The sequence below is a fragment of the Pseudomonas sp. LFM046 genome, from assembly GCF_000949385.2.
In the GTDB taxonomy this organism is placed as follows: domain Bacteria; phylum Pseudomonadota; class Gammaproteobacteria; order Pseudomonadales; family Pseudomonadaceae; genus Metapseudomonas.
Window position 1 is genome coordinate 2,840,326 of the sequence record NZ_JYKO02000001.1, and the last position, 23,312, is coordinate 2,863,637.

At 60.3% G+C, this 23,312-nt stretch carries 18 protein-coding genes; 13 read left to right on the top strand and 5 right to left on the bottom strand.

The genetic code is table 11. The features are described 5' to 3' along the window. Window positions 1-9: 9 nt before the first annotated feature. The 4 genes from TQ98_RS13080 to TQ98_RS13095 all read left to right on the top strand — a co-directional run bounded on the left by TQ98_RS13080 (window position 10) and on the right by TQ98_RS13095 (window position 5,731). On the top strand, window positions 10-2,076 hold the full coding sequence (locus TQ98_RS13080) for a methyl-accepting chemotaxis protein (RefSeq protein WP_044870125.1): 2,067 nt from the start codon (window positions 10-12) through the stop codon (window positions 2,074-2,076). Between the two features lie 132 nt (window positions 2,077-2,208). After that, window positions 2,209-3,684: an NAD-dependent succinate-semialdehyde dehydrogenase gene (locus TQ98_RS13085; RefSeq protein WP_044870126.1), complete on the top strand. Its 1,476-nt coding sequence runs from the start codon at window positions 2,209-2,211 to the stop codon at window positions 3,682-3,684. Window positions 3,685-3,696: 12 nt separating this feature from the next. Next, window positions 3,697-4,776 carry a tartrate dehydrogenase gene (locus TQ98_RS13090; RefSeq protein ID WP_044870127.1) on the top strand — a complete coding sequence of 360 codons (1,080 nt, stop codon included), beginning with the start codon at window positions 3,697-3,699 and terminating at the stop codon, window positions 4,774-4,776. 115 nt (window positions 4,777-4,891) lie between these two features. After that, a complete protein-coding gene (locus TQ98_RS13095) occupies window positions 4,892-5,731 on the top strand; it encodes a transporter substrate-binding domain-containing protein (protein ID WP_044870128.1) in 840 nt (279 codons plus the stop codon). Between the two features lie 118 nt (window positions 5,732-5,849). On the opposite strand, the gene TQ98_RS13100 is transcribed toward TQ98_RS13095, so the two are convergent. Together TQ98_RS13100 and TQ98_RS13105 are read right to left on the bottom strand one after the other, a co-directional pair. Next, complete coding sequence (locus tag TQ98_RS13100) at window positions 5,850-6,248, bottom strand: OprD family outer membrane porin (RefSeq protein ID WP_347337826.1); 399 nt, start codon at window positions 6,246-6,248, stop codon at window positions 5,850-5,852. A gap of 150 nt (window positions 6,249-6,398) precedes the next feature. Then, window positions 6,399-7,325 carry a glyoxylate/hydroxypyruvate reductase A gene (locus TQ98_RS13105; protein ID WP_044870130.1) on the bottom strand — a complete coding sequence of 309 codons (927 nt, stop codon included), beginning with the start codon at window positions 7,323-7,325 and terminating at the stop codon, window positions 6,399-6,401. 272 nt (window positions 7,326-7,597) lie between these two features. Here TQ98_RS13105 and gabT point away from each other — a divergent pair, with 272 nt between their 5' ends. From gabT to TQ98_RS13120, 3 genes are all read left to right on the top strand, one after another. Further along, entirely contained in the window at window positions 7,598-8,887 is a 1,290-nt protein-coding gene (gabT, locus tag TQ98_RS13110; RefSeq protein ID WP_044870131.1) for a 4-aminobutyrate--2-oxoglutarate transaminase, read from the top strand. A 96-nt stretch (window positions 8,888-8,983) separates the two neighbouring features. Continuing rightward, window positions 8,984-9,640, top strand: coding sequence for a 2-haloalkanoic acid dehalogenase (locus TQ98_RS13115; RefSeq protein WP_044870132.1), 657 nt, complete (start codon window positions 8,984-8,986; stop codon window positions 9,638-9,640). A 46-nt stretch (window positions 9,641-9,686) separates the two neighbouring features. After that, window positions 9,687-10,178 (top strand): Lrp/AsnC ligand binding domain-containing protein, encoded by a 492-nt coding sequence (locus TQ98_RS13120; RefSeq protein ID WP_044870133.1) that lies wholly within the window; start codon window positions 9,687-9,689, stop codon window positions 10,176-10,178. A 28-nt stretch (window positions 10,179-10,206) separates the two neighbouring features. On the opposite strand, the gene TQ98_RS13125 is transcribed toward TQ98_RS13120, so the two are convergent. From TQ98_RS13125 to TQ98_RS13135, 3 genes are all read right to left on the bottom strand, one after another. Beyond that, the gene (locus TQ98_RS13125; protein ID WP_052659128.1) at window positions 10,207-11,028 is read right to left on the bottom strand and encodes a transporter substrate-binding domain-containing protein; all 822 of its coding nucleotides are present in this window, start codon (window positions 11,026-11,028) and stop codon (window positions 10,207-10,209) included. Window positions 11,029-11,157: 129 nt separating this feature from the next. Then, window positions 11,158-11,601: a TonB-dependent receptor gene (locus TQ98_RS13130; protein WP_082073122.1), complete on the bottom strand. Its 444-nt coding sequence runs from the start codon at window positions 11,599-11,601 to the stop codon at window positions 11,158-11,160. A 261-nt stretch (window positions 11,602-11,862) separates the two neighbouring features. Beyond that, window positions 11,863-12,861, bottom strand: coding sequence for a transposase (locus TQ98_RS13135; protein ID WP_044870135.1), 999 nt, complete (start codon window positions 12,859-12,861; stop codon window positions 11,863-11,865). 597 nt (window positions 12,862-13,458) lie between these two features. On the opposite strand from TQ98_RS13135, the gene gcvA reads away from it, so the two are divergent. From gcvA to TQ98_RS13165, 6 genes are all read left to right on the top strand, one after another. Continuing rightward, window positions 13,459-14,382 (top strand): transcriptional regulator GcvA, encoded by a 924-nt coding sequence (gene gcvA / locus TQ98_RS13140; protein WP_044870136.1) that lies wholly within the window; start codon window positions 13,459-13,461, stop codon window positions 14,380-14,382. Between the two features lie 216 nt (window positions 14,383-14,598). Further along, window positions 14,599-17,097 (top strand): CoA transferase, encoded by a 2,499-nt coding sequence (locus tag TQ98_RS13145; protein ID WP_044870137.1) that lies wholly within the window; start codon window positions 14,599-14,601, stop codon window positions 17,095-17,097. Window positions 17,098-17,237: 140 nt separating this feature from the next. Next, window positions 17,238-18,395, top strand: coding sequence for an iron-containing alcohol dehydrogenase (locus TQ98_RS13150; RefSeq protein WP_044870138.1), 1,158 nt, complete (start codon window positions 17,238-17,240; stop codon window positions 18,393-18,395). A gap of 48 nt (window positions 18,396-18,443) precedes the next feature. After that, window positions 18,444-19,940: a CoA-acylating methylmalonate-semialdehyde dehydrogenase gene (locus TQ98_RS13155; RefSeq protein ID WP_044870139.1), complete on the top strand. Its 1,497-nt coding sequence runs from the start codon at window positions 18,444-18,446 to the stop codon at window positions 19,938-19,940. 100 nt (window positions 19,941-20,040) lie between these two features. Next, the gene (locus tag TQ98_RS13160; RefSeq protein WP_044870140.1) at window positions 20,041-21,690 is read left to right on the top strand and encodes a BCCT family transporter; all 1,650 of its coding nucleotides are present in this window, start codon (window positions 20,041-20,043) and stop codon (window positions 21,688-21,690) included. A gap of 503 nt (window positions 21,691-22,193) precedes the next feature. After that, window positions 22,194-23,249, top strand: a complete 1,056-nt coding sequence (locus tag TQ98_RS13165; RefSeq protein WP_044870074.1) for an ABC transporter substrate-binding protein — start codon at window positions 22,194-22,196, stop codon at window positions 23,247-23,249. Window positions 23,250-23,312 lie beyond the last annotated feature (63 nt).

Below are 23,312 nucleotides of genomic sequence, written 5' to 3' on the forward strand. Positions count from 1 at the left end.
AGTCTTCCGATGAAATCCCTTGATCGCCTGAGTTTCTCCGGCAAGTTCGCCCTGCTTGGAGCGCTGGCCCTGGTCCTGATCGGCGTGCCGACAGTGCTGTACGTGCTCTCCGCGCTGGAGAACGGTCGCCAGACCAACCAGGAGCTGCGCGGCATTGGCCCGGTTCAGCAACTGCTGAAGATGATCGAGCTCACCCAGCGGCATCGCGACCTGGCGTCGGCAGTGCTGGGTGGCTCGAGCGATCTGGAGGCGGCCCGGCAGACCACCCAGGATGAACTGGAAAGGGCCTTCGAGGCGAGTGAGCGGGCCCTGCACGAGGCGGAGGTCGAGCCGGAGCTTTTGGCCGCCTGGGGCAAGGTGCGTGAGCAATGGCATGCCCTGTCCAGGGAGGTGGGCCAGCGCACCCTTCAGGCCAGGCAGAGCCTGCAACGGCATTCGCAGCTTATTGCCTCCAGCCTGCTGATCGAGGATGCCTTGCTCGATCATTTCGAACTGGCTCTGGATCCGGTTCTGGAAACCTACTCGCTGATGAGCGCCGTGCTGATCGAAATGCCGCAAACCGCCGAGCTGTTCGGCCAGTTGCGAGGTTTCGGTGCTCTGTATTTGGTACAAGGGCGGATTCTGCCCGAGCAACAGGGCGCCCTGATGGGGCTGACGGCCCAGGCACTCGCCAGTTTCGAGAAGATGAATCGGGCCTTCGCCAAGGCCGCTACTGCCGATCCGGCGATCGCAGCCGCGCTGGAAGAGCCGCTCGTGGCACTCCGCCCACAGATCAAACAGGCCCTGGCATTGACCGACACGCAACTGATCTCGGCTCTCGAGATGGATCTCTCCAACGAGGGTGGTAGCGGTGGTTCCGGCTCGGCTGTATACGGCTTGAAGGTGGTCTATCCGGTTGCCGACTACCTGGCTGCATACGACCGGGCCACTGTCGCTCTGAATGCGGTTGGCGGCGTCGCGCAGGCGGAGCTCGAGAAGCGGGTCGCGGCGCGCCACGACGACAACCAGCGGAAGCTGTTGCTGATCTGTGGTGGGCTGCTGACGCTGCTACTGGTCGGGGGCGGACTGGTGGCGCTGATCGTGGCGCGTCTGCTCGGCCAATTGGGGATAGCCATCGGCGCTGCCGAACGAATCGCTCGCGGTGATCTGAGCGAACCGTTGCAGATCGACGGTAGCGATGAGGCGGCGCGTTTGCTGCAGGCGTTGGACCGCATGCAGGGCGATCTGCGTGGCACGGTGTGCCAGGTGGTGACCAGCGCCGAGCAGTTGGCGGCAGCGTCCGCAGTATTGAGCGAAGTGACGACCGAGGCTTCGACGGACCTGCAACGGCAGAGTGCCGAGCTCGATCAGGCGGCCAGCGCCGTGACAGAACTGACCAGTGCGGTAGAAGAGGTGGCACGCAATGCGGCATCTGCCTCGGAAGTTTCCCATAGCGCAGGCCAGTGTTCGCAGCAGGGTCGCCTGAGCGTCAGCCGCACGGCCGGCGCTATCGAGGTGTTGAACGGCGACATCCAGGAGACCGCAGGTGCACTTCAGGTGCTGGCCGGACGGATCGGCGAGATCGGTAGTGTGCTTGAAGTGATTCGGGGCGTCGCCGAGCAAACCAACCTGTTGGCCCTGAATGCGGCAATCGAGGCGGCTCGCGCTGGCGAGAGCGGTCGCGGTTTCGCGGTGGTCGCCGATGAAGTGCGCGCCCTGGCACAGCGGACAGGGGAGTCGACCCAGCAGATCGAGGCAATCATCGGCGCAGTGCAGCAGAGCAGCCAGGAGGCACTGCGTGCCATGCGCGGCAGTGAGAGTCGTACCCACGAAACCCTGGAGCTCGCCCGAACCGCAGGTGCAGCGCTGGATGCCATCGTCGAGGCGATCACCCAGATCAACGAGCGCAACCTGTGCATCGCCAGTGCCACCGAGCAGCAGTCGCAGGTGGCTCGCGAAGTGGATCGCAACCTGTCGAACATCCACGATGTTGCCCAGCGGGCCGCGGGTGGCGCAACGCTGACCCAGTCCTCCAGCGGGGAGCTGGCCGTCCTGGCGGCTGATCTGCGGGGCATGGTAGCGCGCTTCAAGGTCTGATCGCCGCATACGACAGAGCCTGCCGTCGGCAAGCGATTTTCAGCATCTGACGCTGCCTGGCTGGCGTCTTCGGCATCCTTATCTGTAACGCCTCCGTAGACTCGAAACCACTCTCGGAACAGGACTCGACCCATGCTCAAGACTCGATTGAAAGACCCAAGCTTGTTGGTAGAACACGCCTATGTCGACGGTCAGTGGATCGCCGCCGATGATGGGGCAACGCTGGATGTGATCAACCCGGCAACCGGGGAATGCCTGGCCCGTGTGCCGGCCCTGCAGGGCGCGGAGACCCGTCGCGCCATCGAAGCGGCCGAACGTGCCTGGCCGGCATGGCGGGCGCGTACTGCCGCCGAGCGTGCCGCGGTGCTGGAGCGCTGGTACCAGGCGATGATCGACAACCTCGAAGACCTGGCGTTGATCATGACGTGCGAACAGGGCAAACCTCTCAACGAAGCGCGTGGTGAAATCCGTTACGGCGCCAGCTTCGTCAAGTGGTTCGCCGAAGAAGCCCGACGTGTCTATGGCGAGACCATCCCGGCGCCGGGAAATGACCGCCGCCTGCTCACCTTGAAGCAACCGGTTGGCGTCTGCGCAGCCATCACCCCGTGGAACTTCCCGAACGCGATGATCACCCGCAAGTGTGCGCCGGCTCTCGCCGCTGGTTGCCCTGTGGTGGTCAAGCCTTCAGAGCTGACCCCACTGTCGGCGCTGGCGCTGGCGGTGCTCGCCGAGCGGGTCGGCATTCCGGCGGGGCTGTTCAACGTGCTCACCGGAATGCCGGTGGGCGTCGGCGAAGAGCTGACCAGCAATCCGACGGTACGCAAGATTTCCTTCACTGGCTCGACTGGAGTTGGCCGTCTGCTGATGCGCCAGAGCGCCGAGCACATCAAGCGGCTCAGTCTGGAGCTGGGGGGCAACGCGCCCTTTGTGGTGTTCGACGACGCCGACCTCGAGCAGGCGGTGGCCGGGGTCATGCAGAGCAAGTTCCGTAATGCCGGGCAGACCTGTGTGTGCGCCAACCGCATCCTGGTACAGGATGGTATCTACGATCGCTTCGCCGCGCGCCTGGTCGAGGAGGTCAGCAAGCTCAAGATCGGTAACGGCCTGGATGAAGGTGTGACCATCGGTCCGCTCATCAACGCCGCGGCGGTCGAGAAAGTCGCCCAGCACATCGACGACGCCTTGGGCAAGGGTGCAAAACTGCTTTGCGGCGGTATTCCCGCCGGTGATAGCCAGTTCGTCCGGCCCACAGTGCTGGCCGCCGCGCACCCCGAGATGCGCTTGGCCAACGAGGAAACCTTTGGGCCGGTCGCACCGCTGATGCGCTTCAGTGACGAGTCCGAGGCCCTGGCCATTGCCAATGCCACGCCCTATGGGTTGGGGGCCTACTACTTCACTCAGGACCTGCGTCGCTCCTGGCGCTTCGGTGAGGCGCTGGAGTTCGGCATGATTGGCCTGAATACCGGGTTGATTTCCATGGAGGTAGCACCCTTCGGCGGAATGAAGCAGTCGGGTTTGGGGCGCGAGGGCTCCAAGTACGGCCTGGACGAGTACCTGGAGATCAAGGCCTTCCACATTGGTGGTCTGTTGGGCGGTCAAGGGATTTGAGGGGTTAGTGAGATGAGTAAAACGTTCAAGATCGCCGCCATCCCGGGCGACGGCATCGGCAACGAAGTTCTCCCCGAAGGCCTGCGCGTGGTCGAAGCGGCCGCGCGCAAGTGGGGCCTGGACCTTTCCTTCGAGACCATCGAGTGGGCCAGCTGCGACTACTACCTGCAGCACGGCAAGATGATGCCGGACGACTGGTTCCAGCAGCTCCAGGGCTTCGACGCCCTTTACTTCGGCGCCGTGGGCTGGCCGGACAAGGTGCCCGACCATATCTCCCTGTGGGGCTCGCTGCTGAAGTTCCGCCGCGAGTTCGACCAGTACGTGAACATCCGCCCGGTGCGCCTGTTCCCCGGCGTGCCGTGCCCCCTGGCCGGGCGCAAGCCGGGCGATATCGACTTCGTGGTGATCCGTGAGAACACCGAGGGCGAGTACTCCTCCCTGGGGGGGCGCATGTTCGAGGGCACCGAGCACGAATTCGTGCTGCAGGAGTCGGTCTTCACCCGTCGTGGCGTCGACCGCATCCTCAAGTACGCCTTCGACCTGGCCCAGACCCGCGAGCGCAAGCAGGTGACCGCCGCCACCAAGTCCAACGGCATGGCGGTGAGCATGCCTTACTGGGACGAGCGGGTCGCTGCGATGGCGGAGAAGTACCCGGAAATCAAATGGGACAAGCAGCACATCGACATCCTCTGTGCGCGCTTCGTGCTGCAACCGGATCGCTTCGACGTGGTGGTGGCCTCGAACCTGTTCGGCGACATCCTCTCCGACCTCGGCCCGGCCTGCGCCGGCACCATCGGCATCGCGCCCTCGGCCAACCTCAACCCGGAGCGCAACTTCCCGTCGCTGTTCGAGCCGGTGCACGGATCGGCGCCGGACATCTACGGCCGGAATATCGCCAACCCCATCGCCATGATCTGGTCCGGGGCCCTGATGCTGGACTTCCTCGGCAACGGCGACGAGCGCTACAAGGCCGCCCACGACGGCATCCTGCGCGCCATCGAGCAGGTGATTGCCGAAGGCCGCGTGACCCCTGACCTGGGCGGCAAGGCGTCGACCCAGGACGTGGGCAAGGCCATCGCCGACGCGCTCTAGTCGAGTATCGACGACGGATCGCCGCAAACCTTCCAAAACGCTGTGCGTCACCCTTTTTGCCCGCTCACACTGCGGGCTTTTTTTTTGCGACAACGTAGCTTGAAGGAGTCCAGGCATGCGTCGGCTGCTGCCATTGTCATTGGCGTTCGCTCTGCACGCTACGAGCTGGGCCAACTCGGCGATTGATGTGGTCATCCTTTGCGACGCCGGCTATCCGCCCTACAGCTATGCTGAGGGCGGCGAAGCGAAGGGAATTTACACGGATATTCTGCGCGAGGCCTTTCTTCGTATGCCGGACTATCGCGTGGAAGTTCGTCCAGTGGCTTGGGCCCGTGGACTGGCGGAATTGGCCAGTGGAAAGGCCTTTGCCCTTTTTCCTCCCTATTACCGGCCACGCGAGCGACCATGGATGGACTATTCGAGGCCCTTAGTAATGGAGAGTGTCGCTGTCTTCGTGCGCGCCGAGTTGGTTCGCGAACTCCCGGTTGAAGACTTTCCGTATGGTTATGGTGGTCTTCGCGTCGGCGTTAACCGGGGATTCAGAAGCATTGTTGATCCCGACTACCAGACCATGGTGGAGAGCGGTGTATTGCGCGAGAGCTACGCCAACGATAACCGCACGAACTTGCTCAAGCTCTACCGTCGGCGAATAGATGTCTACATTAATGATCGCCGCGCAGTGCTCTGGCAGTTGAGCAAGATGCAGCGTGAAGGGGTCTTTGCGGCAGACGAATTGGACTGGTTGGTCGAGGGGCCTTGGTTGTCCGGCGAGGCTGGATATCTTGGTTACACTCGCGTTAATACCTCTTCTTATCCGTACAAAGATGCATTCAAACAGCGCCTCGACCAAATCTTGGTAGCGCTGGAACGCGACGGCACTGTCTATCGAATAGTGAAGGGATATGATCTGGATGCTGCGTTGTTTGTTCGACGCACGAAAGATGGTCTGAGATAGCGACCTATGTCTGACTGATAAAAATGGCGCTGGTGAGGTGCCATGAGCCCAAAGGCGCATTGAAAAGGACCTGCTGAAAGGAAAGCAGTCTCGGGGAAGTTCAAGACGGCAGTCGTGATTACAGAATGCTCATCGGGTACTCGATGATCAGGTGTGCCTCGTCGAGATCGCTGTCGAACGAGGTGGAGCGGTGGGTGGCTTGTCGTACGCGGAAGGGCAGGTTCTTGGCCGCCCCTGACTGGATCACATACTTGGTTTCCAGGTTGCGTTCCCAAAGCTTCTCGTCATCTACGCCAGTGCGGAAGGAGCTGCCGGTCGGATCGGCCTTGGTGAAATCGATCTGGTCACCTTTCATGTTGCGCGTCATGAAGTTCAAGTCCGGTTCTCCGAAAGCAGCCGAGCCCGTGACGCTTGACGGCAGCGCAGGAGAACCGCACCGGTTCTGGTGTGGAAGCGACTGTATGTCGTCCGCCGCCGTAAGGCCGCGGTTTGGCCTATGGCATTTGCGCGCTACCAGTTGCGGGTGCGGGGTGCTTTATTGCAGCGGCGAAGAGACTCGACAAGAGAGAGGGACATTCGGCGTATTCGAGAACTCGGCGAAAATGGCCCAGATTTGCTGCCCCAATCTGGCTGGTTCCCGGCAGCAAACGCTGGGTGGGTGGCTGCTTCAGTAGCCACGTGTGCGGTCGATCAGCCCGAGCATTGGTTCGCCACGCTGGTGCCGGCGGATGTTCTCCAGCAGCACACTGAAGGCGCTGTCCGGCTGGGTCATTGCGGCAATGTGCGGCGTCAGCAGGATCTGCGGATGATTCCAGAACGAGTGCTCCGTGGCCGCAGGTTCCTCCTGCAGGACATCCAGCACTGCGGCGCTGAGCTGGCCGCTGGCCAGAGCGTCGAGCAGGTCCTGCTCGACCAGATGGCCGCCGCGGCCAATGTTGATCAGCGCGGCACCGCGCGGCAATTGGTCAAACAACTCACGGTCGAGGATGCCTTGCGTCTCTGCGGTCAGCGGTAGGACACACAGCAGAATGTCGCACTGGGCGAGGAACTCCGGCAGTTGCCCGGCACCTGCGTAGCAGTCGACGCCGTCGATATGCTGCTCGCTGCGTGCCCAGCCGGACAGGGCGAAACCGAAGCCACGGAGGCTGGCGAGAATTGCCTTCGCCTGCTCGCCGAGCCCCATGACGCCGATGCGCCGCCGCGGTGCAGGCACCAGTCGATGCGCCTGCCAACGCCGTTCAACCTGTTGTTGGCGGTAGTGCAACATATCGCGATGTAGGCTGAGCACCGCCCAGCAGGCGTATTCGCACATGCCCTGGGTGATGCCAGGGTCGAGTAGGCGCACTACCGGGAGATCTTCGGGCAAGCGAGCGAGATCCAGCTGATCGACCCCCGCCGACAGGGCGAACAGCACTTCGAGATTCGGCAGCAGCGTGGCGATGTTCTCTGGCACCTGCCAGGCAGCGAGGTAGCGGATATCCGCGGATTCACCGAGCTCCGGCCAGGCGCGCCATTCGATATCCGGCGCCTGTTCGGCGAATAGTGCCTGCCAACGCTCGCCGCGTACCGGGTCTGCTTTATAGAGAAGGGACATGGGTGATTCCTGATAGAGGAGGGGAAACGCCATGATGCCGACGGGGCGGCGCAGGATCTGTCGAATCGGTGTGGCCGAACAGCCGCTGTTGCTCTATCCGTCATGAGCCCCGGCAGTTTCCACGGCCTAAAGGATTCTGCCGTTTGCGTGGGTTAAAACAGTCGATCTGCGCGCATGGGCGGGCAAGTTCGGCGTAGATCATTTTGCCAAAGGCTTAACCTGATCAAAGTCGCAGCCAACGACCGGCTGCCGAGTTCTTATTGGGAGAAGCCATGAACAGCAAATGTGAAGAAACCCCTTATTTCCTCGGTCAGCGTGACCAGTTCGTGCCACGCGGCCTGGTAACCGCCCACCCGCTGGTGATCGACCGCGCGCTGGGTGCGGAGATGTGGGATGTCGAAGGGAAGCGTTACCTGGACTTCGTCGGCGGGATCGGCGTGCTGAATATCGGCCATAACCACCCTAGCGTAGTGGCAGCGGTCCAGGCGCAGCTGCAGAAGCTCTCCCATGCCTGCTTCCAGGTCGTGAACTACCGTCCCTATCTCGACCTGGTTCAAAAGCTTTGCAAGCTGGTGGGCGGTGAAGAGGCTTACAAGGCAGCGCTGTTCACCTCCGGTGCAGAGGCCGTCGAGAACGCGGTGAAGATTGCCCGGGCTTATACCAATCGCCCTGCGGTGATTGCCTTCCGCGGTGGTTTCCACGGCCGTACCCTGCTCGGCAGCACGCTGACCGGGATGAGCCAACCCTACAAGCAGAACTTCGGTATGGCGCCGGAGGTTTTCCATACCCCTTATCCGAACGCCTATCGCGGGTTCACTGCTGAGATGGCTCTGCAGGCGTTGAAAGAGCTCCTGGCCACCCAGGTCGCGCCGGAGCGAGTCGCAGCGATCATTATTGAACCGGTGCAGGGTGACGGTGGCTTCCTGTCCGCGCCGGCGGAGTTCCTCCAGGCGCTGCGTGGGCTGACCGAGCAGCACGGCATCGTGCTTATTCTCGACGAGGTGCAAACCGGCTTCGGTCGGACCGGCAAGTGGTTTGGCTTCCAGCACGCCGGCATCCAGCCGGACCTGGTTACCGTCGCCAAGAGCCTGGCCGGTGGTTTGCCGATTTCTGGTGTCGTCGGCCGTGCCGAAATCATGGACGGGCCGGCCCCCGGTGGCTTGGGCGGCACCTACGGCGGTAACGCACTGGGTTGCGCGGCTGCTCTGGCTGTGATCGACACATACGAGCGCGATCAGCTGCCGGCGCGCGGAGAGCAACTTGGTGCGCGTCTGCGCAAAGGTCTGTTGGGCCTTCAGGTGCGATACCCGCAAATCGGTGATGTGCGCGGCACTGGCTTCATGCTTGCCATCGAGTTGGTCAAGGACGACGCGGCACGAAGCCCTGACGCCGAACTCACCCAGCAGTTGATCGACGAAGCGCGCTCCGGTGGCCTGCTGGTCATCAAGTGCGGTGTGTACCGTAACGTCATGCGCTTCCTGGCACCGCTGGTTGTTGAAGAAGAGCAGATCGACGAGGCTCTAGATATTCTCGAGGCGGCGCTGGCGCGCGTGCTAGGTTGAGTTATGCCCTCGCGCAGCGCACTTCCGAGTGCGCTGTCGCGGGTTTCTTCTTTTGACAAGGATCGGTCGATCGCAAATCTGGAGGCTTTATCCGCCATGGACCTGACTGATTTCCGTGCCCTGCTGATCGACTGCGACGACGTGCTCGTTGACCGTGACTCAAGCGTCTGGACAGCTTTGCAACCGCTGGTACAGAGCTTGAGTCGGGGTCTCGACAGAGACGAGGTGCTTGCTGAGTATCACGAAGCGGTGCGCTCACTTCAGCCGCGTTATGACGAGCTGGGATTCAGCGGACTCCTGTGCTTTGCCTACCGCCGTATGGCAGAGCGGCTCGGGGTGGAGGCCAGTTGGGAGGAGGGCATGCGCTTTGCACGTTCTGCGGCCAGTTGGGTGCTGTTCGAGGACGCCCCAGGGGCGATGCTGTACCTGCGCAAGTTCTATCGGTTGCTGGTGTGCGTTGATCGCGACATGGAGGACCGTGAACAGCTTTGCGAGCGTTTGGGGATTTCCTTCGAAGATTTGTTGCCCCGATCAAACAGCGCCTTGGAGAATCGCGCCTGGCTACGGGCCAACGGCCTTGAGCCGAATGATGTCCTGCATATCTGTCGACCGCCGGCTGAATCGCTGGGGGTAGGAGCTGTTTGTCTGATCTACAGAGATGGAATTCAGCGTGAAACAGGTTGCCCGGCTGCTTTTTGCATCAGCAGCATGGCTAACCTTGTTGCCAAGCATCAAATGTTCTTGCGTCGGTGATTCTGCTAAAAAAGAAATAACATCTGCAGGCAGTTAGAGGCACGCAATGGAAGGTTTAGTCAAACTGGACCGAATTGATATCAACATCCTGGTTGAGCTGCAGAAAGACGGTCGCATGACCAACGTATGCCTTGCCGATGCAGTGGGCCTGTCTGCCAGTCCTTGCCTGCAACGGGTAAAGCGCCTGGAGGCAGCGGGCTTCATTTGCGGCTATCGGGCCCAACTCAATCTGACCAAGATCACCGAGTCGGTGACTGTGTTCACTGAGATCACTCTCAGCGACCACAAGCGCGAGGACTTCGCCAAATTCGAGTCAAACATCCGCCAGGTAGATGAAGTGCTGGAATGCCATTTGATCAGTGGCGGCTACGATTACCTGCTTCGCTTCATGACCCGCAGCATCCAGCACTACCAGGAAGTGATGGAGGGGCTACTGGACAAGAATATCGGCATTGCGAAGTACTTCAGCTACATCGTTATCAAGTCGCCGGTGCTCAAGGATGGCGTGCCGCTGCGCAAGCTGCTGAGTCACCACTGACCGGCGGCCGCCGGCTCGCGCCGGACCTTCAGTCCGTGTAGCGTTGGACGATCCGTTCAATCTCCCCTGAGCGGCGCATCGCGTCGAGTGCCCTGTCCAGTTGCGTGGCGAAGTCTTCCTTGAATGGGAAGCGGTCTTGGTCACGGTTGGTGTAGCCGACGTGTGCAGTATCCTTGTTGAGGATCGGTCCTTCGGTAATGGGCTCGTCCCTCGCCTCGTCGTAATCGCCGCTGCGCTTGAGCTCAGCCAACGCGTTGAGAGTGGATATGCGGTCAAATGCGAAGCAATCGATCCGCCCGCGGAGCATCTTGAGCAGGTTGGAACGTGTTCCTGGAGCCTCCTCGATCTTGATCATATTGTTCGATTTCGCTTGCCAGAACGCCGTACCAGCCGAGAGCGAGCCCAAGTTGACGCCGAAGCGCAGCCCCTGAAAGTCCTCGGGCCAGCGTTGGCGTGGGCGCTTGGCAAGCACCGATTGGCGGCAGAATACCGCCACCCGTTCTTCCAGGAGTGGGCTGGAATAGCGGCCGATGAAAGGGCGCTCCTGGGGGCGGTAGGCGGGCGGTACCACTGCAAGTGCTCGACCGGATTCGACCTCGGCCAGCGCGCGACGCCATCGCGTAGGTTTGAGCTTCAAGCGGTAGCCCTGCAGCTGCGCCTCGGCCGCGCGGAGAATGTCGGGGTATATACCGGTGGCCGTTCCATCGGCCGCCCGGTATGCGTAGGGCGGGTAGTTCTCGTCGACCAGCAGCGTGACCAAGGTCTCGCCCGGGGCAGAAAAGGTTGTCGCGCTCAGTAACACCCCCAGCCACCAGGGCATGGTTAGCCTGTGGCGTAGGTAGTCGAGCATCACTGACCCTCCGAGACATCACATGGTCCACCTCGATGGTCCAAGGCGCAGCGATTGATGTCGGGCCGTTGGCGTTAAGAGGAGTAGGGCGTCACGCACCCTACTCGCTTACTGGTCTTGCTGTCGTGTTCAGTAAGTGTAGGTGAAGCCCGCCTGTACGGTTCGCGGCGTGCCGGGGTAGGCGTAGTTGAGGTATGCCCCTTCCTCGTATTCCTCGTCGAAGAGGTTTTTCAAGTCGAGGTTCAGGCGCAGATGCTCGTTCACCTGGTAGTAGCTGAGCAGATCGACGACGGTGTAGTCCTGCATTTCGAACGAATCCGGCAAGGTCTTGCCGGCGCGGTCGTCGACGTACTTCACGCCCATGCCAAGTCCCAGGCCTTTCGTGAGGCCGTTCTGGAATTCGTAGACGTTCAGCAGGCTGAAGCTATTGCGGGGAACGTTGGCCAGGCGAGTGCCGTCGGGAACAGTGCTGTCCTTGGTGACCTCGGCATCGACGTATGCGTAGCCGCCGATATTGCTGCGCAATCTGGAATGTCTGCGCCAACCTGTTTGTGGGATAAGGCACACGCTCAAGTTGTCCCTTCAATTGGAGAACCCCTTATCCCGGACGTTGCAGACATCTTCTAGCAACTGGAAAGGGCGGAAGCGGGCTTCGGTGAGCGACTGCTATTGGCCGATTCTGTTGAAAAAGGCGGTTCTGCGGCAGCCAGTCGGCCGGGTGCGCCAGCTTTCGAAGTGGCTGCAAGCCACTTCAAGTTGCCTTTCGGCGTTTCACTGGCGTCCGGGCTCAGGTTTGAGGGTTAATTCGAGGGTTTCTGCTCGCCGCAGGCGGACCTATCCCGTGAGCGGTGGCCCGTGCGGCATGAGCTTGGCCATGCGTCGCAGGTTCTGCACCGTCGCGGCCAGGGTGAATTCGTCAGTGGCGCCCGTCAGGCCGCGCAGCCGTAAGCGGTCGAGTTTCATGATCCGTTTGAGGTGGGCGAAGAGCATCTCCACCTTCTTGCGCTCGCAGCGGGAGCGGAGGTACTCCGGCGTCTTGGCGATGCGTCGCGCCACGTCGCGGGCAGCTTCATGGGGGCTGCGGACGATCTTGCGGTTCGGCGTATTGGGGCAGCACTTGGCTTTCAGTGGGCAGGTGGCGCAGTCGGCTTGGCTGGAGCGGTAGATGATGGTGTTGGCCTTGGTCACCCGCGTTCTTGGTTGAGTGACGGCGCGCCATTCACTGCGTAGGGGCTTGCCGGTGGGGCAGCGGTATTCATTGGCCTCCTGATTCCAGTGAAAGTCGTTGCTGGAGAGGCTGTCGTCCTTGCGCTCGGTCTTGTCCCACACCGGCACATGCGGCTCGATGTTCTTTTCCTCGACCATCCAGGCCAGCATCGGGGCGGTGCCATAAGCGGTATCGCCGAAGCCTTCACCCTTGACCAAGCCGGCCGCCATGCAGCGCCGCAGCACCTCATTGAATAACCAGCGGAACAGGCCGCTGTCACGGAAACGGCCGTGGCGATTCTTCGAGAAGGTCGAGTGATTGGGCACTTCGTCTTCCAGGCCCAGCCGGCAGAACCAGCGATAGGCCAGGTTGAGATGCACCTCTTCGCACAACCGCCGCTCGGAACGGATGCCGTAGCAGTAGCCGACGACCAGCATGCGCACCATCAACTCCGGATCAATCGAGGGGCGCCCAATGTGGCTGTAGAAGTCGGCCAGGTGGGCGAGCAGATCGCTGAGATCCAGGCACTGGTCGATGTTGCGCAGGAGGTGTTGCGGCGGGACGTGCTCTTCCAGATTGAACGCGTAGAACAGGCGCGCTTGTCCCCCCGGTAACCGCCCCATCATGCTGTCTGCCCCCATGCTCGCTGAGCGCGTGATTTTGCCGGCGGCAGGGGGCGGCAGCTACCGGCCGATTTTGTTGAAAAAGTCGGTGTCGGCCAGAGTCGCCTGTCCATAGGCCCAAAAGCGGCTGATTTGCGCGTTGCTACGTGAAATTCAAGACAGTTCTACCCCGGAAATGGCTCAGATTTCAGCGTAAGCAATGCACTTTTGTGGGCAGAAATCTCGAAAGGAGTTTTTAAACAGAATCGGCCAATAGCAGTCCTTCGCTACCGGCTCCTTCCGGCCATTAAGCGGACCTTTCCTATGATGGAAATGCGCAGTCCGATGAGAGCCCTTGGCTTAGGTTGGAAACGCAACCAGGGGTAGGTGGGTGAGTAGCAGCCTGGATAGGCATTCGGATAGATTAGACCAATTGCCTCCATAACTGCCCTGCCACGTGGACGACTGGGCACACTAGGACGCAGGGGCCTTATGGAGCGACGGGGTTGTGTTGCCCGATCTTGACTCGGTTAACACGGCCAGCGTTTCAGCGTCTTGCGCTGAAACCGTTGCGCGTTCCCTTATCGGCCACTCTTGGTCCTTGATCCATATGAGCGGGATATGAAAAAGCGCCTTCCACCATTGAACTGGCTGCGTGCCTTTGAGGCGTCTGCCCGCCTTCTGAACTTCACGCACGCAGCCCAGGAGCTGAACCTCACCCAGGCTGCTATCAGTCAACAGCTGAAGGCGCTGGAGTCGCAATTGGGCACCGCGCTGTTTAAACGCCTGCCGCGCGGGCTGGAGCTGACTGAAGCCGGCATGTCTTACTTTCCGGTGGTAAGAGAGTCGGTTGAACGCCTGGCCGCAGCGACTGACGAAATCTTTGGCCAGGGGCATCGCAGCGCCCTGATAGTGCGGACAAGCCTGGTCTTTTTCACGCACTGGCTGGCAATGCGGTTACCGCGTTTCCGAGCTCTGCATCCTCAGGTCAATCTTCGTATTGCCAGCAACATCTGGGTTGACGACTCTGACTCGGATGCAGATCTGGATATCCGTTATGGGCAGGGGCGTTGGCCTGGCCTGAAGGCGGAGCGCCTGACCTGGGACACCTTGCAACCGGTGTGTTCGCCCAGCCTGCCTACGCCTGAGAGGCCGCTGAGCCGCCCTCTCGACCTAAACCGGCACGAATTACTGCATGTTCTTGGCTATGAGGAAGGCTGGGGATACTGGCTGAAGAAGAATCGCGCAGAGAGTGTGGATTCATCGCAGGGGCTGCAGTTCGATACGCTGATCTCCGCACTTGAGGTGGCCGAATTGGGGCAGGGTGTGGCATTGGCGCGTTCGTCCCTGGTACGCCATCTGTTAGACAGCGGTCGGCTCATTGCACCCTTAGCAAATACGGTGGCCACCCAGGAAGCGTTCTATCTCGTGTATGCCCCGCACAGCATGGTAAACCCCGACGCAGCGGCGTTTGCCGAATGGTTGTGCCAAGAGGCTTTGGCGTTTCGTGACGAAGCCTCGTCCGGGAGTGCGGAAGACTGCTAGCGATAAGCTGTTGCGCGTAACCATAAAAAAAATGGCCCCATAGGGCCATTTTTTATTGCTTTTCCCAGTCGGGCGTTTTTCTGAAAGTAGCGTCCAGATCGCAAGCCAACGGTCCTGTTCAGCAGGCCGGGGGACCGGTTAAAGCAAGGTATCGACAACAACAATTAACCGGGCACGGCCGTATCTGGCTGGCTCGGCGCTAGACAGGGTTACCTCATGGGAAACGCTAAGCAACTGCCCCTGCAGGGCGTCAATGTTATCGACTTCGGCCAGTACATCGCCGGTCCCGCGGTAGCGATGATCCTCGCCGATCTCGGTGCCACCGTCATTCACATCGATCCCCCAACGGGCCCGCTTTGGGACAGTCCGGCCAACGCCACACTCAACCGCAACAAGCTGTGCATGCGCTTGGATCTGAAGAGTGCCGATGGACTGCGCCAGGCACGCGAACTGGTAGCGAAGGCGGATGTGGTGATCGAAAACTTCCGCCCGGGTGTGATGGCAGGCCTAGGCCTGAATTTCTCTGAGCTGCGGCGTAGCCGCCCGGAACTGATCACACTTTCCATCCCCGGTTTCGCCAGCAACGATGAGTTGCGTCGTGAGTGGCGCGCCACCGAGGCAGTAATCGCGTCAGCCTCTGGCGTGTTCACCGACATGGGCCAGAATCGGGTGCTGATGGGGATCAACCCAAGCTTCTCTCCGCTGCCGTTGGCCTCCGCCTACGGCACCATGCTCGCAGTGTCGGCCGTGGTATTGGCTCTGCAGGCGCGCGAAAAAAGTGGCGTAGGTGATGAGATTGAAGTGCCGCTTTCCTCGGCGGTGATGGAAGGGCTTTCTTACAACTCCATCAAGATCGACGGCTATCCGCTGCGATACAAGACCTTGCGCGAGAAGGAGAGCGAGCGGCGCAGGGCGGAGAACCTGCCGATGAACCTCAGCTATGAGGAGCTGCAGGAGTACCTGGATCCCTTCTATCGCACCTACGAATGCGCCGATGGCCGCAAGTTCTATGCGGTCTGTCCTTCGCACCGAGATCATGCCAAGCGCTGCCTGCAGGCAATGGGGCTGTACGAGGAAATGCTCGCCGCTGGCCTGCCCAAGGTGGACAACCCGTACCTGCCGATCGATCAGTGGGAAGGCGATGCTTCCCTAGGTGTCTACCCGCTGCCCGCAGATTGGGCCGCGCGTATCTCCGCACGGATGAAGGAAGTGTTCCTCACGAAGACTGCTGCCGAGTGGGAAGTGATCTTCGGCGAGGGGCGATTCCCTGGGGCTCCACACCGTTCCACTCAGGAATGGCTACACGACGAGCACTCCAACACTGCTGGTCTGGTAGTCGAGGTGACGGACCGCGAGTACGGGCTAATGAAACAACCAGGGCCGGTGGCATGGTTGGAAGGCTGTGCAGAACCGATGCTCAAGCCGGTTTCCCGGCGTGACGTTACTTTCGATGAGGCGCTGGCAACGCTGCAGGAACGTCCGACCCCGACCCTGCCGGCACCGAAATTGGACGGTCAGAGTGGTTGGCTGGACGGTGTGAAGATCCTCGACCTTACCAACGTCATCGCCGGTCCGCACTCCACCTCGTTCCTCGGCCGCTTCGGCGCAGATGTCATCAAGCTTGATCCGGCAGTGCCCAACTACGATCCGTGGAACACAGTCGTCTTCGGCCTGTCCTCCGCACGCGGCAAGGAAAGCATCCTGGTCGACCTCAACACCGTTGCCGGTCGCGAGGTGTTCAACCGCCTGGTTCGCGAAGTGGACGTAATTGTGATGAACGCCCCGGATCGTCAGTTGGCCCCGCTGGGCCTGGACGAGGCCAGCCTGCAGGCGGTCAATCCTGGTGTGATCTTCTGCCAGCTCGATTGCTTCGGTGGCCCGCGCCGTGGACCGCGTACCGACTACCTGGGCTACGACGATCTGATCCAGGCCACCACCGGCATCATGCTGCGCTTTGGCGGCGGCATGCAGACCCCAGAAGAACACGCCCACGTCGGTACCATCGATGTGATGTGCGGCTTCGCTGCAGCCCTGGGTGTGGCCACTGCGCTGTATCGTAAGCATCGCTCCGGCGAAGCCCACCGTGCGCGCACCTCTCTGGCGGCACTGGGTAACCTGGTCCAGATACCGTTCTGCTACGACTACGCAGGTCGCGGCCCCTTCGATGAACCTTCTGGTCGTGACGCCGTAGGTTACAGCGAGCTGTCGCGCTTCTACCGCACGGCAGACGGCTGGATCTACCTGGATGCTGACGAGAGTGACCTGGACAAGTTCGGTGCTATTGCCGAACTGGCAGGAGTGGCTTCGGCGACCGATCGTGAGGCCTTCCTTGGCCAAGCCATCGGCCGCATGTCCAGTGCAACGCTGCAAGAGCGTCTGCAAGCGGCCAACATCGCTGCTGCGGTGCCGGACAACATTGACAATCTGCGTCAACGTTATAGCCGCGCAGCCGATGGTCAGCCGGGCACGAGCATCGGCAGCTACGCCTTCAGCGTGTATGGCGATCATCCCAGCGGCCATCGGATTACGCAGCTCGACCCTTACGCGATTCGCCCGCGCGTCTCGCGCATTCGCGCCCTTCCGCCGGCAGAGAAGTTTGGTGCCTCTACCCGCAGGGTTCTTGAACGACTGGGTTACAGCGCTGAGCAGATTCGCACGCTGCTGGATATCGGAGCGATCAGCGAAAGCTGGAGTGACGAGTACCTGCCTACCTAACCGGTAGGACCACCCAGTACGCGGTTCAGGCCTATTCCTCGTATCGGGTCTGAACCGCCCCAGGATGCCCTCACCCTCTCTAAGAACGAGCGTCGAAGCCCGCTCGCGGGCTCGCTCATGCCGCGAAAAGAGATTTCATCATGACTTACTCAAGCATTCTCCCCCGCGTTCTGCAGACCGGAGCCGGGGCCAGCCTGCAGATCCCGCAGATCCTCGCCAGCCTGGGATGCATGCGCCCGCTGATCATTACCGACCGCATGATGGTTGAACTGGGCTACGCCGGGCGCATTCAAAATGCCCTCGCCGATACCGGTCTGTATGCAGACGTCTTCTCCGATACCGTACCTGAACCCACGGTTGCCTCAATCCAGGCAGGTGTCGAAACCGCTCGGAGTGGTGGCTACGACAGCATCATCGCACTGGGCGGCGGTAGCCCGATCGATAGTGCCAAGGCCATCGGCATCCTCGCCAAGCACGGTGGCGAAATGCGCGACTACAAGTTCCCGCGCAACGTCACCGAGGCCGGTCTGCCGATCATCGCCATTCCAACCACTGCCGGCACCGGTTCGGAAGTGACTCGCTTCACCATCATCACCGACGAGAAAAGCGACGAGAAGATGCTCTGCGTCGGGGCAGGCTTCATGCCCGTGGCCGCACTGGTGGACTTCGAGCTGACCCTGAGCTTGCCTCCGAGGGTCACTGCCGATACCGGAATCGATGCGCTGACCCATGCCATCGAGGCCTATGTCAGCAAGAAGGCGAACCTGTTCAGCGATGCACAGGCGCTGGCCGCAATGCGTCTGATCGGACCGAACCTGCGTCGGGTCTATGCAAAGGGTGATGATCGCGCGGCACGTGAAGCGGTGATGCTGGGTTCGACCCTGGCGGGTTTGGCGTTCTCGGCCGCCTCGGTCGCTTTGGTGCATGGAATGAGCCGCCCGATCGGCGCGTTCTTCCATGTGCCGCATGGCCTTTCGAACGCCATGCTGCTGCCTGCTGTTACTGCGTTCTCCATCCCCTCGGCCCGGGATCGCTACGCCGACTGTGCGCGAGCGATGGGGGTAGCTACCGCCTCAGACAGCGACAACATCGCTGTTGAGAAGCTCCTCGCTGAACTGGAGGCGATCAACGCTGAGTTGAACGTGCCAACACCGGCGCAGTTCGGCATCGATCGTAATCAGTTCTTTGAGCTCATGCCGACCATGGCTCGTCAGGCGCTGGCCTCCGGCTCGCCTGGCAATAACCCGCGCGTACCAAGCGAGGCCGAGATGGTCGAGCTGTACCGCAGCCTCTGGTAAGTCCTTTCGCCCTTTTCGAACCTGTCTGAACATACGAGGAATCCGCTCATGAACACTGTAGGCCACCTGATCAACGGCCAGATCACAACTGCCGCCAAGCGCACCCAGGATGTCTTCAACCCGGCTACTGGTGAAGTTTCCCGCCAGGTCGCACTGGCCACCGCCCAGACCGTGGATTGTGCGATTGCCGCGGCTGAAGCAGCCTTCCCGGCCTGGCGCGATACGCCGCCGATCAAACGTGCCCGAGTGATGTTCCGCTTCAAGGAACTGTTGGAGAAGAACGCCGACACCATCTGCCAGATGATTGGTGAGGAGCACGGCAAGATCTCCCATGACGCCGCCGGTGAGCTGCAGCGCGGCATCGAGAACGTCGAATACGCCTGTGGCATCGCCGAGCTTCTCAAGGGGGAACACAGCAAGAACGTTGGACCGAACATTGACTCCTGGAGCGAGTTCCAGCCGTTGGGCGTGGTGGCCGGCATCACCCCGTTCAACTTCCCGGTGATGGTGCCGCTGTGGATGTTCCCGATGGCGATTGCCAGCGGCAACTGCTTCATCCTCAAGCCTTCCGAGCGCGATCCGAGCTCCACCCTGTTCATTGCCCAGCTGCTGCAAGAAGCGGGTCTGCCCAATGGTGTGCTGAACGTGGTGAACGGTGACAAGGAAGCGGTGGACATCCTCCTGCGCGACCCTCGCGTTCAGGCGGTGAGTTTTGTCGGTTCGACTCCGGTGGCCGAGTACATCTATTCCACCGCGACTGCCCATGGCAAACGTTGCCAAGCGCTGGGTGGTGCCAAGAACCACGCCATCGTGATGCCCGACGCAGACATGGACAACGCTGTTAACCAACTGCTCGGGGCAGCCTTCGGCTCTTCCGGCGAGCGCTGCATGGCCTTGTCGGTCGCCGTGGCGGTGGGTGATGCAGCTGCGGATGCGCTGGTCGAGAAAATGCAGGCGGCCATGCAGAACCTGAAAGTCGGCGTCTACACCGACAGCAAGAACGATTTCGGTCCTGTTATCACCCGCCAGCATCAGCAGAAGGTGATTGGCTACATCGACAGCGCGGAAGAGCAGGGCGCCACTGTTGTGGTCGACGGTCGTCAGCCCTGTGTCGAAGGCTACGAGAACGGTTTCTTCGTGGGCGGCACTCTGATCGATCGGGTGACGCCGGAAATGGTCAGCTACAAGGAAGAGATCTTTGGCCCCGTGCTGCAGGTTGTTCGCGTCAACAGCATGCAAGAAGCCATGGCGCTGATCGACAACCACGAGTACGGCAACGGCACCTGCATCTTCACCCGCGACGGTGAAGCCGCTCGGTACTTCTCCGACAACATCAAGGTCGGCATGGTCGGTATCAACGTCCCGCTGCCGGTGCCGGTGGCTTACCACAGCTTCGGTGGCTGGAAGCGTTCGTTGTTCGGCGACCTGCACGCCTATGGCCCGGATGCAGTTCGTTTCTATACCCGCCGTAAGACCGTGACCCAGCGTTGGCCGTCGTCCGGTGTGCGTGAAGGCGTCGAGTTCTCCATGCCGACGATGAAGTAAGGCACGGCACCAAGGCAGGGGCTGCCCAATCACCCTTGCCTTGGTGACCTTGTGTCACCCGATTCAAGTTTCACCTTATAAGAACAATGGAAAGGTTGTAATGCTTGATTCCACCTCGAAAAGCTCTGCATCTCTCAAGAGCAGGATGGATGTACCACTCATTCTGTTCAGCATCCTGGTAATCGGTTTGAGCGTCGCGGGCCTGATGCTCTTCCCCCAACAGTCACTGATCCTCGCGGACAAGGCTTTCGTCTCGACGACCAGTCTTTTCGGCTCCACCGTTCAAATGGTCGGCTTCCTCTGCGTGCTGCTCATCGCCTGGATTGCGTGCAGCAAGTACGGGAACATTCGGCTCGGCGAAGGAAAGCCTCAGTACAGCAATATCAGTTGGGTGTTCATGTTCATCTGCGCTGGTCTGGGATCGGCAACCATGTACTGGGCTTTCATGGAGTGGACCTACTACTACATGACCCCGGGGCTAGATATCGCGCCGCGCAGCAAGGAGGCGATCGAGTACAGCATTGCCTACTCATTCTTTCACTGGGGCATCACGCCCTGGGCTATTTATGGCATTGCCTCCCTGGCGATGGCCTATCACTTCCATGTTCGCAAGAATCCAGGCCTTCGCTTGTCCTCGGCGGTGGAAGCGATAACCGGTTTGAAGTCCACCAGCCTGGTCGGTCGTAGCATCGACGTGATCTTCCTGTTATCCACCTTCGGCGGCCTGGTACTGACGATTACGCTTTCGTCGTCCACTGTGGCGAAGGGCCTGTCGATGCTCTTTGACGTGACCGACAGTTTTGCCCTCAAAGCCTCGCTGGTGATCATGGTCACATTGGTCTTCTCCCTCAGTTCCTACATCGGTATCGGTGAGGGGATGCAGCGATTGGCGCACGCAGCGTGCGGACTGACCCTGGTGTTCGCCTTAGTTGTTTTGGTCCTGGGGCCCACAGCGTTCACATTGAACAACATCTCCAACGGCATCGGTCTCATGCTGCAGAACTTCGTTCACATGAGCCTGGCAACCGATCCGGTAGGCAGTGGAGAGTTTGCGCGCGGATGGACGGTCTTCTATTGGTTGTACTGGATCACCTACACACCCGGCGTGGCGCTCTTCGTCACACGGGTATCGCAGGGACGCAAAATCAGGGAGGTAGTCTTTGCCATGGTGCTGGGTGGCTGCGGTGGATGCTGGCTCTTCTTCGGCAGCCTGCAGAGCTTTGCCATTCACCAGTTTCTCACTGGCGTCATCGACTCTCCTTCCTTGCTCGATGCTTCGGGTGGGGAGGCAGTGGTTTCCATGTTGTTGGCGAGCTTGCCATTTGGCAAGTTCTTGGCGGCCGGCTACTTCCTGCTGATGCTGGTCTTCCTGGCTTCGCACCTGGATGCGGTCGCCTTCTCGGTTGCAGCGACCAGCACTCGAAACCTCCAGGAAGGGGAAGACCCTTCACCGAAACTCCGGTTGTTCTGGTGCTTGATGCTCGCCGCCATTCCGCTCGCGATGCTCTACATCAACGCCCCCCTGCATACGTTGAAAACGGTGGTGACCTTGGCTGCAATTCCATTTGTCGTCGTACTGGCCATCAAGATGTATGGCTTGTTCAAATGGATGCGCGAGGACTACGGGGATATACCTGCACATATCATCGAGTTGAATCCCGAGATTGCAGTTGCGGAACATACGGTTGCAGAAGATAGGTCTTCGGTTGGTCGCCGCGTTGGAGTTAAAGGCGAAAATGTAACGGCTTAGGTTGGACGACCTAATTTAGCGGATTACGCGACTTGCGTAGTCCGCTTTTTTGTTTTTAGAGGTTTTGGTTTCTCATGCTTTTGATGGCAACTCATATTTTTAGTGGATTTTGCGATTTCCATCAGCACTCGTCCTAGCGTGAGAACCTGCCATCCGTCATGGAAAGCTGGCGTCAGATTTTCGGCGGTCACCAGGGTTGACTGATAGCGGGCTGGCCACCGTGAGGCGCTCTATTCACCGGGGTGTGTCATAAAAAAAATTGGGACTTTGCCCCTTTTTTTATTGCTTCCGCGCGCCGTTTTTTTCGCTGAAAGTAAGTCGCGGTCGCTTCTTGGAGAGTCGAGAGGAGAACTTTTGAAAGTGGTTGGTTAGTTGAAGATTTCTCCTGAAGTCTGCCAATGAGAAATTGTTTATCTAGATCGACGAGGTGTTGGTAGAAATACAAGCATGTGTTCCAAGAAACTTTTAAAGCTCCATCTCATAGAATAATAGGGGTAAATATCATGTATCGAGCAACTGCGTTGTTGATTGCAAGCCTTTCCTGCACTTCTGCGTTTGCCGAAAAAGCGCTTACCGTGGTTTCTTATGGCGGCAGCCTCGCCGAAGCACAGGTGGAGTCGGCCCATAAGCCGTACACCAAGGCTACGGGTATCAAAGTGATCTCCGAGGACTACTCCGGTGGCATCGCTCCCATCAAAACCCAGGTTGACAGCCAAAAGGTGACTTGGGACGTGGTCGACGCGGAGCTGCTGAACGTCTACCGGGCCTGCAGCACCGGACTCCTTGAACGTATCGACCCGAAGACCCTGGCTCCGGCACCCGACGGAACTCCTGCGGAGAAAGATTTCATTCCCGGCGCACTCAGTGAATGCGGCGTTGCCAGCTATGTCTGGTCTACAGTGGTCGCCTACAACACCAACGCCTTCCCAGGTGAGAAACCAACCAGTCTGAAGGACTTCTTCGATGTCCAGCGGTTCCCCGGAAAGCGAGCGCTCCGTAAGGCTCCGCAGGTAAACCTGGAGTGGGCGCTGATGGCTGATGGAGTTCCGCGTGACCAGGTCTACGCGACGCTGGAGACCGAGGAAGGCCTGGAGCGAGCCTTCCGAAAGCTCGACACCATCAAAGATCAGGTTGTCTGGTGGGAGGCGGGGGCACAGCCGCCGCAGTTGCTGGCCGACGGCCAAGTCAGCCTGGCGTCCGCCTACAGCGGTCGTATCGTGATCGCAAGCCGCAAAGAAAATCAGCCTTTCAAGATCGTTTGGGATGGCCAGGTCTATGACATGGAAGCCTGGGTAATGCCTGCAGGTAATCCGAATAAGGCGCAGGCGTTCGACTTCCTCAAGTTCGCCACTCAGAGCTCGGTGTTAGCTGATCAGTCTAACTACATCCCCTACGGACCGACGCGCTACTCCGCCCAGAAGCTCGTCAGCCCTGAAGTCCAGGCAGACCTCCCGACCAGCCCCGAGAACTTCGCCACGGCGCTGCAGGTTGACTCCGAATGGTGGGGCGATCACGCCGATGAGCTGAACGAGCGCTTCAACGCTTGGTTGGCGAAATAACCGGGCTCCATAGCACGCAGGCTAACTGACCGGTGAGGCTGGTCGGGCTGAAGCAGCTCGGCC

Bases quoted from the DNA above. Each gene is read 5' to 3' on its own strand.
- TQ98_RS13080 (WP_044870125.1), top strand. From the start codon at position 10: ATGAAATCCCTTGATCGCCTGAGTTTCTCCGGCAAGTTCGCCCTGCTT.
- TQ98_RS13085 (WP_044870126.1), top strand. From the start codon at position 2,209: ATGCTCAAGACTCGATTGAAAGACCCAAGCTTGTTGGTAGAACACGCC.
- TQ98_RS13090 (WP_044870127.1), top strand. From the start codon at position 3,697: ATGAGTAAAACGTTCAAGATCGCCGCCATCCCGGGCGACGGCATCGGC.
- TQ98_RS13095 (WP_044870128.1), top strand. From the start codon at position 4,892: ATGCGTCGGCTGCTGCCATTGTCATTGGCGTTCGCTCTGCACGCTACG.
- TQ98_RS13105 (WP_044870130.1), bottom strand. From the start codon at position 7,325: ATGTCCCTTCTCTATAAAGCAGACCCGGTACGCGGCGAGCGTTGGCAG.
- gabT (WP_044870131.1), top strand. From the start codon at position 7,598: ATGAACAGCAAATGTGAAGAAACCCCTTATTTCCTCGGTCAGCGTGAC.
- TQ98_RS13115 (WP_044870132.1), top strand. From the start codon at position 8,984: ATGGACCTGACTGATTTCCGTGCCCTGCTGATCGACTGCGACGACGTG.
- TQ98_RS13120 (WP_044870133.1), top strand. From the start codon at position 9,687: ATGGAAGGTTTAGTCAAACTGGACCGAATTGATATCAACATCCTGGTT.
- TQ98_RS13125 (WP_052659128.1), bottom strand. From the start codon at position 11,028: ATGCTCGACTACCTACGCCACAGGCTAACCATGCCCTGGTGGCTGGGG.
- TQ98_RS13135 (WP_044870135.1), bottom strand. From the start codon at position 12,861: ATGATGGGGCGGTTACCGGGGGGACAAGCGCGCCTGTTCTACGCGTTC.
- gcvA (WP_044870136.1), top strand. From the start codon at position 13,459: ATGAAAAAGCGCCTTCCACCATTGAACTGGCTGCGTGCCTTTGAGGCG.
- TQ98_RS13145 (WP_044870137.1), top strand. From the start codon at position 14,599: ATGGGAAACGCTAAGCAACTGCCCCTGCAGGGCGTCAATGTTATCGAC.
- TQ98_RS13150 (WP_044870138.1), top strand. From the start codon at position 17,238: ATGACTTACTCAAGCATTCTCCCCCGCGTTCTGCAGACCGGAGCCGGG.
- TQ98_RS13155 (WP_044870139.1), top strand. From the start codon at position 18,444: ATGAACACTGTAGGCCACCTGATCAACGGCCAGATCACAACTGCCGCC.
- TQ98_RS13160 (WP_044870140.1), top strand. From the start codon at position 20,041: ATGCTTGATTCCACCTCGAAAAGCTCTGCATCTCTCAAGAGCAGGATG.
- TQ98_RS13165 (WP_044870074.1), top strand. From the start codon at position 22,194: ATGTATCGAGCAACTGCGTTGTTGATTGCAAGCCTTTCCTGCACTTCT.